Origin of the sequence: Brevibacterium litoralis (assembly GCF_040212315.1) — a bacterium.
Classification (GTDB): domain Bacteria; phylum Actinomycetota; class Actinomycetes; order Actinomycetales; family Brevibacteriaceae; genus Brevibacterium; species Brevibacterium litoralis.
Genome location: NZ_JBDIUY010000002.1, coordinates 1 through 14,112, shown reverse-complemented (window position 1 = coordinate 14,112; position 14,112 = coordinate 1). Strand labels below are relative to the sequence as shown.

Genomic DNA, 14,112 nt, shown 5'->3' with positions numbered 1-14,112 from the left:
GGGAGGAGAGGTCATGAACACGGTGGACATGGACTGGTCGGTGTGGACGGACGCGGGCTGGCAGCTCGTGGCCGGTTGGGTGGTGCTCGGGGTCGTCCTCGGTGCCGTCACCGGGTGGTTGGGCGCCAAGATCGCCGGGTGGCCGGTGTGGGCGGGGATCCTCCTGGGCATCCTGCTGCCCGTCATCGGCCCGGTGGTGCTGTTCGTCGCCGGGATCGTCCGGTTGTTCTCGACGAACGCGCAGGACCGCTCGGACTCCGTGCTCGACCGCATCGTCACGGCACTGCCCCTGCTCGCGGCGACGGTGCTCGTGGCCCTGGGGTTCGCTCTGCCGTGGTTCCGGTTCCGGGTCGCCGAGGGCGCCGCCCCGGAGGTCGTGAGCGCGGTGCCGGCCGCGGTCCGGTCCACGGCGCTCGGTCTCGACACCCCACTCGTCCTCAGCCTGATCGTCCTCGTCGCGGCGCTCGCCTGCGCGGCCTTCGGCCTGCGGCGGTGGGCGGGATTCCTCGTCATGCCGGTCGTCGGCGGGTGGGGTGCGCTCGTCCTCGCCGGGCTGGTGCTGCGCCGGCCCGTGGCCCACACGATCGAGGCGTCCTCCGACCTCACCTTCACCGTCGACGACGGTCTGGCGGCCGCGGGCGTCGACACGGACACCCCCGTCGTCGAGCTCCCACCCGAACTCCTGGAGGTCTTCCCGTGGCTGGAGGCCTTCGAAGGCGACTCCGGCGAGATCGACCTGGGCCGCGTGCTGTCCACCGTGACGATGGAGTGGGGTGCCGCCTGGACCCTGTTCCTCCTCGTGTGCCTGCTCCTCCTGGTCCTCGCCGTCCTGGCCGCCGCCGTCCCCGTCCGCGCCCGAGGCGCCCTGCCCTCCTCGTCCCCGTCCTTGCCTTCCCCTGCGTCCCACCCGGGCCCGGGTGGACCACACGAGATGCCGTGTGGCGGCGTGAACCCCGGTCCGTGGCCCTCGACTCCCCCGCCTCCGCTGGGGAACCCGGCGCCCGGTCCCGGGTATCCCACCGGGCCTGGTGCTTCGTCCTTCCCTCCGGCCGGTGGGTCCGGCGTCCCGGGTGCTCCGGGTGGTCCCGGCGCGGGGGCTCCCTTCCCACCGGTGTGGAACCCGGCGGGCTCTCCCGGTTCCGGGACGTCGGGGACGGGTTCCGGGATCCCCACCTTCGGTCCGGGCGGTTCCGGCTCCGGCTGGAACCCCTCCGGTGGTCGGGGGTGAGTCGGCTCCGGTGCCGGGGTGCGGGCGGTGTGAAGTCCAGCCGGTACCCGGGAACCGTCCGTAGGATGGGGCCGGTCGGTCCGTACGAACGTGGAGGTGTGCGATGAGTGGCTCCGGTCCCCTGTCCTTCGGACCCGCGGGTGCGGGTTCCGGTCCGGTACCCGCGGCCGAGCCCGATCCGACCACGTCCACCGACGGCGCCACAGGGTCCTCCCCCGCGCCGAGCGCCCCTGAACACACGACTCCGGCCCCAGGAACCACGGACGCGAGTTCCGCGAATTCGGCTCCGGTCGGATCGGGACCGGTGGGATCGGGCCCCCTCGTCTTCGGACCCGGCGGCCACAACCTGCACGCGGCTCCGGAACCGCAGGAGTCACCCGCCCCGGCGTCCCCCGCGTCGGGGGCGTACCGGCAGGGTCCGGGCGACGCGAGCACATTCCCGTCCGACGCCCGGCCCGTCGAGGATCCCTCCGCCGCCGAGGCCGCCACCTGGACCAACGTCGTCCCGACCCTCGATGTCGAGTCGGACTCGTCAACGACCCTGCCGCCGGCGTACTACGAGAGACAGGAGGCGGCGAAGAACCCGACGGCAAACGTCGTCCCCGGCGTCGAGGCTGATGCGGACGACACCGCGGAGACCCGGGTCATGGATCTCGGGGGCACCTCCGGATCCGGTCCGGCCGCGGAGGCGAACCCCCAGGAACAGGAGAAGGCACCCTCGGCGCGGCAGGCGGCACGGACGGCGGAGTGGGGCTTCGACGCCCGTCCCCACAGCCCCGTCTACCTCGCGTTCCTGTTCCTGGTCGTGGGAGCGGCGGTCGGCGTGACCCTCGCCTTCGGCATCAACCTCGACGTGTCGGGCAAGAGCACCTACGAGATGGGCGACGGCGCACTGGAGGCGGTCCTCCTGTTCGTCCCGCCGGTCCTGGGGATCGGCGTCGGGATCGGACTGGCGAAGCTGCTCAACGCGCGACTGGCCAAGGCCCTGGGCCGGGTGACGACCTACGACGCGGCCGTCGGGCTGCACCGCAAGTACGCGATGCACCGGGCCGGTCCCGTCGCCCAGTTCTTCGGGACACTGTGGGCCGCGGTCGTCCTGCTCCTCGCCGCGCTCGTCTACCTGCTCGTGCTCGGGCTCGTGTTCTCCTTCTTCTCCGCCGACACCGTCCCCGTGCTCTTCCGCTGGATGGTGTGGGGCCTGGTCGGCCTCTGTGTGGTGTTCGTGCTCAACCGGATCGTCCGGATCCGCGCTTCCCGCCTGCGGGACAACGCCCACCGCAAGGCGGCGGCGCTCCAGTACTCCTTCGACTTCTGAGAGTCCGTTCCGGCCTGATCCGGCTGGGTGTGAGCCGGGTTACCCTTGGTGCAGATGTGTCGCGGGGTCGGGAGTCCCCCGCGAGGAGTCGATCCACCCAGGAGAATCGCCGTGTCCGATCCGATCGATCCGCCGGGCCAGACGCCCGCGCGACCCTCCGCGCCACCGCAGACGCCACAGCGGCCATCCGAACCTCCTGCCCCGGCGCCGGCTCCACCGGCCAAATCGCCTGTGGATCCTGCCGCACAGGAGGAATCCCCGGCCACGCGGCCCGTCATCCGCCCGGCGGCCCCGGAGTGGTTCCCACGGACCGGCGCGCAGCCGACGGTCGGCTCGGCACCCTCGGGGAAGAAGTCGACGCCTCCCCCACCCCTGCCCGCCGGGGACACCCCACAGTCCGGGTCGGGGCGTGCCGCGCCACCGACTCCGACAAGCGATGCCGGCTCCGCTCCTGCCGCGCCGGCGAGTGCTCCCCGGAAGGGTCCCGTCGGCCTCACGACCGGGCACGGCCAGGTGCTCGGCGCGCCCGCGGCGTCCGGTCACCAGGCCCCCGGAGGTGCAGGGGTTCCCGGCGCCGGCGCGGTCGGTGCGGTCCCTCCGGGTGGAGTACCCGGTGACGGTACCGTCGCGGCGGAAGGCGGACCGGCGCACAAGAAAGCGGCCGTGTGGCCCTGGATCCTCGGCGCGGCAGTACTCGTCGTGGCACTCGTGGTCGGTGGGGTGTTCGGTCTGCGGGCGTTCCTCGGTGGGGACGACGTACCGAGCGAGGTCGTCGCCGCCGACCCGACGAGCGACGAACAGGCCCCGGGACCCGGTCCCACGACCGGGGCGTCCTTCGGTGGTGGAGCGGAGACGGCCACCGAGGAGGCGCCCGCCGGTTCGGACGGGAGCGGAGAGGGCTCCGGGGAGGACGCCTCGGGAGCGGGGACGACGCCCGGGCCCGAGCTGTCCCCCGGTGAGAGCCTCCAGACGGCGCGGGAATCGGCGGCGCAGATGCACGCCGAGGACCTCGACGAGCAGTGGGTCGTCCAGCTCGGGTCCAAGCGCGTGGGGATGGAGGCCGAGGGTCGGACCTGGGACGAGCAGGCGATCTGGGAGAACTACGAGCAGTACCAGCGGAAGTACCCGGACGCGGTGCTCCTGTGGTCCGGTGACTGGGACTCCTTCAGCTCGGAGGACTTCTGGGTCGTCGTGCTCGCCACGCCGCACCCGAACGCCGACAGTGCGCTCGCCTTCTGCCGGGCGGAGGGGTACGACCGGGACAACTGCGTGGCCAAGCACCTGTTCTCCGAGAACGCCCCGGAGGACACGAACGAGTACCTGGACGAGTGATCCGTCCGTGAGACGCACCGCGGGGCCGGGATCCTGACGGATCCCGGCCCCGAAGTGTGAGGGGTGCGCGCCTCGGGCGGCGTGCGATCAGCCCTCCTGCTTGGCCTGCGGCACCTCGGTATCGGAGACCTCGGGCTCGGTGGCGGTGCTCTCGGCGGCCTTCTCCTCCTCGTGGGAACCGACCGGGCGGGCGTCGGCGGGACGGTTGCCGGACAGCGGGGTCGACCACGGGTCGTCGACCGGCTGGAGCTTCGTGTAGACGTAGTAGCCCACGCCGATGAGCCCGGCGACGCCGAGACCGATCGCGGTGGTCTTGCCGAAGCCCAGGCCCTTCTTCTCCTGCTTGGCGACGGCCTTGGCGGCCTTCTTCGCGGCCTTGGCCGCAGCCTTCTTGCCGGCCTTCGTGAGCGGCTTCGTGTCGACGGCGACGAGCTCGGAGGGCACCTTCGCGGCGAGGCCGGCACCGGCACCGGCCAGCGCACCCTTGGCCTTGTCGACGATCGCGGTGTCACCCGTGACGCGGGTGGCGAGGTCCTCGACGAAGGCGGGGGTCTGTGCGGAGCCGAGCTTCTCGGAGGCCTGGGCCAGACGGCCGGACGCCTCGGTGGCGTACTGATTGGCGAGCGTCCCGGCCTTCTCGCGGTATGCGGCGACCTGCGGGCCGTACTTCTCCTGCAGTTCGGTCACGCGGGGTGCGGCCTTCTCCTGCAGTTCGGTCACGCGGGGTGCGGCCTTCTCCTGGAGCTCGGCCACACGCGGGGCCGCCTTCTCGTTCAGTTCCTGCAGACGACCCTCGAGGTCGTGCAGGCGCTGTTCGAGCTGGGGGCGGACCTGGTCGGCCACGGTGCGGACGTACTCGCCCGCCCTGTCGCGGTACTCGGCGACGTGCGGAGCGGCCTCCTGGGCCTTCTCCGTGAGGAACGTGTTGGCGCGTTCGAGTGCCGGGCCACTCTTCTCGAGGGCGGAAGCGGACTGCGTGCAGACCACCTTGCCCAGGGTCCGGGCGAGGTTCTGCACTCCGTCGCGGATGGTCGTGGCCTGCGTGTTCGCTGCCGTGCTCGCGGGCATGGCACCCCTCCTTGGCTGTTGGTCGACGTGCGTGGTGACCGTCACGTCCCGTGCATCGGCACCAGTCTAGGGCACGGGCCGGGTGGGACACCCGGGTGTGACCCGGGAGGATGCCGAAGTCCGTGTGCGCTGTGCGCGTACAGTGACACCTTGCCATGGGGTGCGGGCGCGGCACGTGGAAGAATGAGGGCATGACTATCGCAACCCAGCAGGTCGTCCTGCACACCACCAAGGGCGACATCACCATCGATCTCTTCGGCAACCACGCGCCGAAGACGGTCGCCAACTTCGTGGAGCTCGCCGAGGGTTCCAAGGAGTTCATCGACCCGCAGACCAAGGAGAAGGTCACCCGTCCGTTCTACAACGGTCTGGGCTTCCACCGGATCATCAAGGACTTCATGATCCAGGGTGGCTGCCCGCTGGGCACCGGTACCGGCGGCCCCGGCTACGTCTTCGACGACGAGATCCACCCGGAGCTCCAGTTCGACCGCCCCTACCTCCTGGCCATGGCGAACGCCGGCATCCAGATGGGCCGCGGCACCAACGGTTCGCAGTTCTTCATCTCCGCCGCACCCACCCCGTGGCTCAACGGCAAGCACACCATCTTCGGTGAGGTCGCCGACGAGGAGTCCAAGAAGGTCGTCGACGCGATCGAGTCCGTGCAGACCGGCATGATGGACAAGCCCGTCGAGCCCGTCGTCATCGAGACCGTCGAGGTCCTCCCGAAGGCCTGACACCTCCCGGTCCCACACCGACGATGGTCCACCCGGACGATCCGCACGAGGCGCCCGCCGACCCCCGGTCCGAAGCCGGGGAGCCGCGGGCGCCTCGTGCGTCCTCCGTCCTGCAGGGCGTGCCGGTGACGACGACGGTCCTCGTGGTGCTCGTGCTGGCCTGGCTCGTCGAACTCGTGCCCGGCTGGGACGAGGTCTCCGCTCTCGGGTTCAGTGCCGACCGCGCCGCCTCCGACCCGTGGAGGACGCTCACCGCGGCCCTCGTCCACGACACCCCCTCGCCCTTCCACCTCGTCTTCAACATCATCGGGTTCCTGGTGTTCGGCGGCTTCGTCGAACGGGCGATCGGGCACCTGCGCTACGGGCTGCTCGTCCTGCTCGGGGCGATCGGCGGACACGTGGCGGTGCTGGTGCTCGCCGATCCCCTCGGTGCCTCCTGGGAGGCCACCCACATCGGGGCCTCCGGGGCGGTCTTCGCGCTCGTCGGGTTCCTGCTCGTCCCCCTGCCCGGGCTCGACCGCAATTGGGGCGGGGTGCTGGGCTTCGTCCTGCTCAACGTGCTGTTCCTCTTCGTGGACCGGTACATCAGCTGGCAGGGGCACCTGGGCGGCCTCGTGACGGGGCTGGTGTTCGGGTTCCTCGCGGTGTGGCCCTCGGTGGCCCTGGAGAGGAGGGCTGCGGGTGCCGGGGACAGGGCACCTCGGGCGCGCGTGGTGTTCGTCTTCGCCCTCGGGGCCCTCGTCGTCCTGTTCCTCCTCGCAGGCGCCTACACGTGGCGTCTGGAGACCACCGGAGCGCTCCTCGGATCCCTCCCGCCGGTTTCCTGAGCGGTCCTCAGGCCGCGCGGGACCGGCGGGCGGCCTTCTCCGCCCGGTTCACCTGCTGGTAGTGCGCGGTGCAGTACCCGCGGGTGTAGGCCGGGGAGGTGCAGCCGTCGACGACGCAGTGCTCGTACTCCCCGGCGGACGGGTACCGGCGCAGACGGTGATTCACCGCGGCCGGACTGACCCCGTAGACACGGGCGAGTGACGCCTTGGTCTGCTGCCCCGAATCCAGCAGCTCCCGGGCGGCCTGGGTACACGCCGCGATGTCCGTCCATTCCGGAAGGTCCGCGATCGCCCGGTCGTCGGTCGATCGTGGGGGTCGGGGTGGCCGGCGGTACCGTTCCCGGGCGAGGGCGAGTTTCTCCAGGTGCTCCTGGGAACGCATGCGTTCGCTGATGTGCGCCCGGATCTCGTCGCTCACGAGTGGGGTGTCCTCCGGCAGACCGTGTTCGGCGCGGTACTCGGCCGGTCCCACGTCGTGGGCGATGCGCAGATGGGACGTGAGGTGTCGGTAGTGACGGCCGCACTCCAGACACTCCAGAGACGGGGTGGATTCCTCGTCCGGGTGCCGCAGCGGGGCCCGACGGCGGGTCATGGTGGTGTCCTTCCTCCCGCGGGTCGGCGGTGTCCGCCGCCCGCGACCGTGACGCCCACGTGGCGTCATCCTCAGGAGACCACGCGTGCGCCCGGTGTCGTATCCACGGTCGGAGGGTGTGCGCGGAGCGTCTCAGTCCGTGTCGGAACGGTGGGATCGCGTGGGATCCGGATTGCTCCGGTGGGTTCGCGGCCGCTCACCGTGCCCGTCGGACCCCCGGTCCTCTCCGGTCCCCCGCGCCCGAGGCGCCTCACCCGAAGAAGCTGAAGTGCGCGGGGGCGTCGTGCCGGTGCCCTCGACGCTCAGTCGGAGTCCGTTCGCATAGCGCACCTCGCGCCCGAACGGGACATGGTCCGGCCGCGGTCGGTTGCGCAGTCCCGGACACGCCCCTGGCGGGTCCTCCCCGGGAGTGCGATGGAACCGGTCGTCCACGTCGTGGGGTGTGCTCATCGGAACCTCTTTCGTCTCCAGGTCGGCCCGCACGGGTCCGTCCGGGCCCACGAGCGGCACCGTTGCCGCTCGCCGGGGTGCCCACCTGGTGTGTTCACGACACGCCGACATGCGGGAACCTGGACGGGGTGAGCTGGTTCTCCACATGCATCTGTGGAGTTGTTCCCACAGGTTTTCCACATGGGGATGGAAACGTTGTCCACAGCCTTCGTCCACAAGGTGGAAAACTTACAGGGCTGTGTTTCCCCTGGTGAGAAGTTATCCACGATCTTTTCCACATGATGTGAATGCACTCGACCACATGGTGTGTGCAGAGGTTCCACGGGCGTGCGGAGGCCCGTGTGGACACACCTGTGGACACTGGGGAAGAAATCCGGGACGGACCCCGTACTCCTCACCCGTCCGGCTCCGCCGCGGAGAGCGGTGAATGGTGTAGGGACCAGGTTCCGGGGCCGGAGTGGCGGACGGATCAGGCGTCCGCGGAACCGTCCGCGGAATCGTGCAGTGTCTCCGCCGCGGAGGCGCGGACCACCTCGAGCACCGCCTCGCCGTAGGTCTCGAGCTTCTTCGCCCCGACACCGCTCACGGTGCCCAGTTCCCCCGTGTTGCCCGGTCGGGCCTGCGCGATGCCGGCGAGTGTGGCGTCGGAGAAAACGAAGTAGGCCGGCACGCCCTGTTCCTTCGCCTGCGCGGCCCTCCAGGTGCGCAGCGACTCGAACAGTGCGGCATCGGCCGACGAGAGGTCCGCGGCGGCCGCACCCTTCTTCCGGCCCCCGCCGGAACCGGACCCGGTGGTGTCCCCGGAGCGGGCGCCTCGGGCGCGGGCGGGGGTCGGGTCGACCCGCAGCAGCACCTGCTGTTCGCGGCGGAGGACGGGACCGGCGGCCGCGCCGAGGACGAGGACGCCGTACTCGCCGACGGCCTCGAGCATGCCACGGGCGAGGACCTGGCGGACGACGGCCCGCCATTCGTTCACCGACATGTCCGCACCGATGCCCCACACGCTCAGTTCGTGGTGGCGGGAGGAGCGGGAGCGCTCGGACTCGACGCCGCGGAGGACCTCGAGCACCTGACCGACACCGAACCGCTGGTCGCGCTCACGGTCGAGGCGCACGACGGTGGACAACAGCTTCTGGACGGGCACCGTCGCGTCCCAGGTGGTCGGGGGAGAGGTGCACGTGTCGCAGTTGCCGCAGGACTCCGACTCCTGCCCGAAGTACCGCAGCAGCTGCACGCGGCGGCAGTCGACGGTCTCGCACAGGGCGAGCATGGCGTCGAGGTGCGCGAGTTGGCTGCGCTTGTGGGTGTCGGTGCCCTCACCGGACATCACCATGCGGCGCTGTTGGACGACGTCCCCGAGTCCGTAGGCCATCCAGGCCGTCGAGGGCAGGCCGTCACGCCCGGCGCGTCCGGTCTCCTGGTAGTAGCCCTCGATGCTCTTGGGCAGGTCGAGGTGTGCGACGAACCGGACGTCCGGCTTGTCGATGCCCATGCCGAACGCGATCGTCGCGACCATGACCAGACCGTCCTCGCGGAGGAACCGCGACTGGTGTTCGGCGCGGACCCCGGCGGGCAGTCCGGCGTGGTAGGGCAGGGCGTTCACCCCGGAGTCGACGAGGGCCTGCGCCGTCTGCTCGACGCTCTTGCGTGACAGGCAGTAGACGATGCCCGCGTCCCCGGCGTGCTCGGTGCGCAGGAAGTCGAGCAGCTGCTTGCGGGCACCGGACTTCGGAACGATCCGGTACTCGATGTTCGGTCGGTCGAAGCTCGCGACGAAGTGCCGGGCCCGCTCCAGGTGCAGCCGCTCGGTGAGTTCCGCGTGGGTGGCGCGTGTGGCGGTGGCCGTGAGCGCGATCCGCGGGACGTGGGGGAACCGCTCGGCCAGGACGCTCAGACCCAGGTAGTCGGTCCGGAAGTCGTGTCCCCACTGGGAGACGCAGTGGGCCTCGTCGATCGCGAACAGGCTGATGCCCCCGGCCGCAGCGGTGCGGTCCAACAGGTCGAGGGTGCGCGGGAGGACCAGCCGTTCCGGCGCCATGTAGAGCAGGTCCAGATCGCCCGCGTGCAGGCGGCGCAGAACGTCCGCCTCTTCCTCCGGGGCGAGCGTGGAGTTGAGGTAGGCCGCACGCACGCCCAGGTTCTCCAGGGCAGCCACCTGGTCGGCCATGAGGGCGATGAGCGGGCTCACGACCACACCGGTGCCCGGTCGCACGAGCGCCGGGACCTGGTAGCACAGGGACTTGCCGCCGCCGGTGGGCATGAGGACGACCGCGTCGCCCCCACCGATCACCTGGTCGACGATCGCGGCCTGGTCCCCACGGAAGGACGGGTACCCGAAGACCTCCTCGAGAACCTGCTGGGCGGTGGGACCGGGGACCGCGGGATCGGCCGGAGGAGGCGTGGTCATGCCACCACTCTAGGGGGCGGGACGGACACCGGAACCGGGTGGAGGTGCGGTGCGGGTCAGCGGTCCGCGGTTCCCCCGGTGGGGCCGGGGAGGTCATCGGTCCCGGTCGCCGCGTCCGGAGTTCCCGGGTCGAGGACCTCGCGGGTGCCGGGTTCCGGCCGGGTGGGCCGGGCCATGCGGTGGGCCAGACGCAGGCAGACCTGCGTGACGGGGCCGATGCCGAAGGCGAAGACGATCGAGGCGATGAAGAAGGTGCCGCCCAACAGCCAACCGATGGCCACGACGGCGACCTCGATACCGGTGCGGATGAGGAACACCGGCTTGCCGGTGAGGGCGACGAGACCGGTCATGAGGCCGTCGCGGGGGCCGGGGCCGAAGGCCGGGGCGATGTACATGACCGTCGCGATCCCGTTGAGGACGACGCCCGCGACGACGAGGAGCAGCCGCTCCCACAGGGTGTCCGGGGTCGGGACGACGTGGACCGTGAGATCGATGAACGGGCCGACGAGCAGCGCGTTCGCGACGGTGCCGAGCCCCGGCTTCTGCTTGAGCGGGATCCACAGGAGCAGGATGAGGACGGACACGCAGACCCCGACTACGCCGAGCGAGATCGGCAGGTGCCGCGCCACGCCCTCGTGGAGGACGTCCCACGGGGCGTTGCCGAGCGCGCTCACGACGAGCAGACCGCAGGACACGCCGAACAGGAACAGCCCGACGAAGAGCGTGAGGAGTCGTACGGGGAGGGGAGCGTCCTTGAGGATCCGGAAGTCGTTCTTCCCGGGGGCACTCATGCGTGGGGACCCGGTCCGAGTGGAGCCATCCGGGTCAGCGCCATCGGGTCGACATCACGAGACCGGCGACGAAGAAGGAGAAGCCGGCGACGAGGTTCCAGTTGCCCCAGGCCTCGACGGGCCAGGCTCCGGAGGTGAGGTAGAAGGTCACGAGCCAGGCGAGGCCCACGAGCAGCAGACCGATGAGGACCGGCAGGAACCAGCGCGGGTTCGGGCGGATGCTCGCCTGGGTCGTCCCCGAGGTGTGGGCAGCCTTCTGCCGCGAGGTGGAGCGCACGGCCGGGTTGCCCGAGCGCGAGGTGCGCTTGGGGGTGGACTTCTTCTTCGTGTCCTTCGATTCCTTGCCGGAGGCCGAGCCCGTGGCCGGGGTCTTCTTCGACTCCGACTTCGTGTCCTTCTCCGCGGCCTTCTCCGCCTTCGCGGAACCCCCGGTCTCCGTGGTCGACTCCTCGGCGGCGGTCTCCTCGGTGACCTCGTCGGTCACGGCCTCCGGGAGGTCGGACGTGTCGTCGGGGGTCTTGTCGGAAGCGGCCAAGGCATCTCCTCGAGGAGTGTCGGTGTTCGGGGTGCGGACACGACGGTGCCACACCTTCATCACGGTCGGCGCCCAGTGTACTCCGGGTCACCCGCTTCACTCACAGCCCCGCCCCGGAGAAGTCGGGCGGCAGAGGGTACTGCGTACTCCGGGTCACCAAGACGGACGACCGAGGTGATCGCCCGTTCCTGCACGGAACCTGCGGGGCCCGGGACGTGGCGTTCAATACACTGGCCACGATGAGTGGACACCAGCAGCCCGAGGCGCCGGTCCGCCGTCCCCGTCGCCGCAGGGGAGGACTCCTGTCGGGTGTGGCGGTGGTCGGTGTACTGGCGCTCTGTGGTGCGCTCATGACCACCTCGGCCCGCGAGTCCGCCGGCACCCAGCTGCGCAGTGAGGTGTCGACCCTGCCGGAGGTCGTCCAGGAGCGCGGCGAGGAGGCCGACACCCTCCAGCAGGAGGTCGATGCGGCCCGCCTGCGCGTCGAGGCCCTCCGGGACTCCGCCGGTGAGGGCGACGACACGGTGCGGGCCGCCAACGACGCGTTGGAGGACGCCCGGGAGGGCGCCTCGGCGGCGGAGGTGACCGGGGACGGTCTGGAGGTCGTGCTCGACGACGCGCCGCGCAGCGCGATGGACACCTACGAGGGTGTCGAGGCGAACGACCTGCTCATCCACCAGCAGGACGTCGAGGCGGTCATGAACGCCCTGTGGGCCGGCGGTGCGACCGGGATGACGGTGCAGGACCAGCGGCTGGTGAGCACGTCCTCGGTGCAGTGCGTGGGGAACACCCTGCGCGTCAACGGGCGGGTCTTCTCCCCGCCCTACTCGATCCGGGCGGTCGGGGATCCGGTCGCCCTGCGGGAGGCGCTCGACGCCTCGCCGCAGATCGCCACGTATTTGGAGTACGTCGATCTGCTGGGACTGGGCTGGACGGTCCGGGAGGGCGAGACGACGCTGCCCGCCTACGACGGAGTCCCCCGGGTGGAACTTGCACAGGTGAAGGAATGATGGCCCCACAGGAACTTCCCCCGCCCCGCCGCGCCGCGCGCCGGGACGAACCGCGCTCCCGGGTGGCACACGCGGTCGTGCCCTCCCGGCGGGCCGTGCGACGGCAGCGACGCCGTGCCGAGCCGGAACCCCTGGGGTTCGTGCGTGGGACGATCCGGACCTTCGGTGAACTGTGCATCACCGCGGGTCTCGTGCTCATCCTGTTCGTCGTGTGGCAGCTGTGGTGGACCGACATCGAGGCGAACCAGGACAACCAGCACCTGGCCAGCGAGCTCACGACCGACTGGGTGGACAACCCGGACAACGCGCTGCCCGCCGATCCGGACGAGCCCGTCATCGGGGAGGTGCCGGAGTCCGAGACGGCCTTCGGGATCATGTACATCCCGCGGTTCGGCGACGACTACTACCGGACGATCGCCGAGGGCGTGTCCCTCGAACCCGTTCTCAACCGGATGGGTCTGGGGCGGTACCCGACCTCGGCGATGCCCGGTGACGTCGGGAACTTCGCGATGGCCGGCCACCGGGTCACCTACGGCAAGCCGCTCAACCTCATCGCGGAACTGCGCCCCGGCGACGACCTGGTCGTCCAGACGGAGGAGGGCTACTACACGTACACCTTCCGCAACTTCGAGATCGTCACCCCCGACCGGGTCGACGTGCTCGCCCCGCTGCCGACCATGCCGGAGTACAAGGGCAAGGACCGGATCATGACGCTCACCGCCTGCAACCCCATGTGGTCGGCCCGGGAACGCTATGTCGCCTACTCGGCGCTCTCCGACTTCCGGCCGAGCTCCGAGGGGCCGCCGGAGTCGATCGCGGACTCGCAGGCGTACGAGGAGGTGCACGGCTGATGTACGAGTTCATCTGGCGCCGGCTGCTGCCCGGTCCCTGGCCCGTCAAACTGGTGCTTGCGCTCGTGCTCGTGGCACTCGCCGTCTATGCCCTCATGGAGTGGGTGTTCCCGGTGATCGCGCCGCACATGCCCTTCAACGAGGCGACGGTCGAGGTGGAGCAGGGGGCTGCGGCTGCCGCCTCCTCCTCTGCGGCCGGTTCTGCCTCCGCAGGTGCTGACGCGGTATCGTCGGCTCTCCACCTCGACGTCCCCATCCGCCCCGATCAGGAGACCCCCGGCGCATGAGCACCTCGCGAATCCTCGTCATCGACAACTACGACAGCTTCGTCTACACCCTCGTGGGCTACCTGCGGGAACTGGGTGCGGAGACGACGGTCGTCCGCAACGACACGTTCGACGCCGCCGGGATCTCCGAGGAGCTCGCCGGGTACGACGGCGTGCTGCTCTCGCCCGGTCCCGGGGCCCCGGCCGACGCCGGCGTGTGCCCGGACGTCATCCGGTGGGCCGGGGAGAACGACTTCCCGTTGTTCGGCGTGTGCCTGGGCCATCAGGCGCTCGGCGAGGTGTTCGGCGCGACGGTCGACCACTCGCCGGAGCTCATGCACGGTAAGACCTCCGTCATCGAGCACGACGGCACCGGGATCTTCGCCGGGTGCCGGACGGGCGGGCTCACCGTGACGCGCTACCACTCGCTCGCGATCGTCGACGACACCCTGCCGACCGAGGTCTTCGAGGTGACCGCCCGGACGCCGGAGGGGATCGTCATGGCGATCCAGCACCGGTCCGCGCCGCTCGCGGGGGTGCAGTTCCACCCGGAATCGGTGCTCACCGAGGACGGGTACCTGATGCTCGGCAACTTCCTGGCGACCACCGGGATGCCGGAGGCCGCCGAGCGTGCGGCCGGCCGCAGCCCCATCGCCAGCGCCGGCCTCTGAGCGTCGGCCTCTGAGCGTCGGCGCGGCGCTCCGGA

At 70.9% G+C, this 14,112-nt stretch carries 14 protein-coding genes; 9 read left to right on the top strand and 5 right to left on the bottom strand.

Annotated features, from left to right (window positions below; genetic code table 11):
- Positions 1-13 precede the first annotated feature (13 nt).
- The 3 genes from AAD496_RS00335 (at position 14) to AAD496_RS00325 (ending at position 3,875) form a co-directional block, all read left to right on the top strand.
- Entirely contained in the window at positions 14-1,228 is a 1,215-nt protein-coding gene (locus AAD496_RS00335; protein WP_349826633.1) for a hypothetical protein, read from the top strand.
- 304 nt (positions 1,229-1,532) lie between these two features.
- Positions 1,533-2,543: a hypothetical protein gene (locus tag AAD496_RS00330; protein WP_349826632.1), complete on the top strand. Its 1,011-nt coding sequence runs from the start codon at positions 1,533-1,535 to the stop codon at positions 2,541-2,543.
- Positions 2,544-2,774: 231 nt separating this feature from the next.
- Positions 2,775-3,875, top strand: coding sequence for a hypothetical protein (locus AAD496_RS00325; RefSeq protein ID WP_349826631.1), 1,101 nt, complete (start codon positions 2,775-2,777; stop codon positions 3,873-3,875).
- 87 nt (positions 3,876-3,962) lie between these two features.
- Here AAD496_RS00325 and AAD496_RS00320 read toward each other — a convergent pair whose 3' ends face one another.
- Complete coding sequence (locus tag AAD496_RS00320; RefSeq protein WP_349826630.1) at positions 3,963-4,943, bottom strand: hypothetical protein; 981 nt, start codon at positions 4,941-4,943, stop codon at positions 3,963-3,965.
- Between the two features lie 191 nt (positions 4,944-5,134).
- Here AAD496_RS00320 and AAD496_RS00315 point away from each other — a divergent pair, with 191 nt between their 5' ends.
- Positions 5,135-5,677, top strand: coding sequence for a peptidylprolyl isomerase (locus tag AAD496_RS00315; RefSeq protein WP_349826629.1), 543 nt, complete (start codon positions 5,135-5,137; stop codon positions 5,675-5,677).
- Between the two features lie 23 nt (positions 5,678-5,700).
- Positions 5,701-6,504: a rhomboid family intramembrane serine protease gene (locus tag AAD496_RS00310; RefSeq protein ID WP_349826628.1), complete on the top strand. Its 804-nt coding sequence runs from the start codon at positions 5,701-5,703 to the stop codon at positions 6,502-6,504.
- Positions 6,505-6,511: 7 nt separating this feature from the next.
- On the opposite strand, the gene AAD496_RS00305 is transcribed toward AAD496_RS00310, so the two are convergent.
- From AAD496_RS00305 to AAD496_RS00290, 4 genes are all read right to left on the bottom strand, one after another.
- On the bottom strand, positions 6,512-7,096 hold the full coding sequence (locus AAD496_RS00305; protein WP_349826627.1) for a MucR family transcriptional regulator: 585 nt from the start codon (positions 7,094-7,096) through the stop codon (positions 6,512-6,514).
- Between the two features lie 919 nt (positions 7,097-8,015).
- On the bottom strand, positions 8,016-9,953 hold the full coding sequence (gene recQ / locus AAD496_RS00300) for a DNA helicase RecQ (protein ID WP_349826626.1): 1,938 nt from the start codon (positions 9,951-9,953) through the stop codon (positions 8,016-8,018).
- A gap of 56 nt (positions 9,954-10,009) precedes the next feature.
- The gene (gene yczE, locus AAD496_RS00295) at positions 10,010-10,744 is read right to left on the bottom strand and encodes a membrane protein YczE (protein WP_349826625.1); all 735 of its coding nucleotides are present in this window, start codon (positions 10,742-10,744) and stop codon (positions 10,010-10,012) included.
- A 34-nt stretch (positions 10,745-10,778) separates the two neighbouring features.
- Positions 10,779-11,279 (bottom strand): cell division protein CrgA, encoded by a 501-nt coding sequence (locus AAD496_RS00290; protein ID WP_349826624.1) that lies wholly within the window; start codon positions 11,277-11,279, stop codon positions 10,779-10,781.
- 239 nt (positions 11,280-11,518) lie between these two features.
- On the opposite strand from AAD496_RS00290, the gene AAD496_RS00285 reads away from it, so the two are divergent.
- Genes AAD496_RS00285 through AAD496_RS00270 form a run of 4 tightly spaced genes read left to right on the top strand, consistent with a single transcriptional unit; the run spans position 11,519 to position 14,077 of the window.
- Positions 11,519-12,289 carry a DUF881 domain-containing protein gene (locus tag AAD496_RS00285; protein WP_349826623.1) on the top strand — a complete coding sequence of 257 codons (771 nt, stop codon included), beginning with the start codon at positions 11,519-11,521 and terminating at the stop codon, positions 12,287-12,289.
- Positions 12,286-13,140, top strand: coding sequence for a class E sortase (locus AAD496_RS00280; protein ID WP_349826622.1), 855 nt, complete (start codon positions 12,286-12,288; stop codon positions 13,138-13,140). The genes AAD496_RS00285 and AAD496_RS00280 overlap by 4 nt, the downstream gene beginning before the upstream one ends.
- Positions 13,140-13,427, top strand: a complete 288-nt coding sequence (locus AAD496_RS00275) for a hypothetical protein (protein ID WP_349826621.1) — start codon at positions 13,140-13,142, stop codon at positions 13,425-13,427. The genes AAD496_RS00280 and AAD496_RS00275 overlap by 1 nt, the downstream gene beginning before the upstream one ends.
- Positions 13,424-14,077, top strand: coding sequence for an anthranilate synthase component II (locus tag AAD496_RS00270; protein WP_349826620.1), 654 nt, complete (start codon positions 13,424-13,426; stop codon positions 14,075-14,077). Before AAD496_RS00275 ends, AAD496_RS00270 begins: the two co-directional genes overlap by 4 nt.
- Positions 14,078-14,112: the final 35 nt, after the last annotated feature.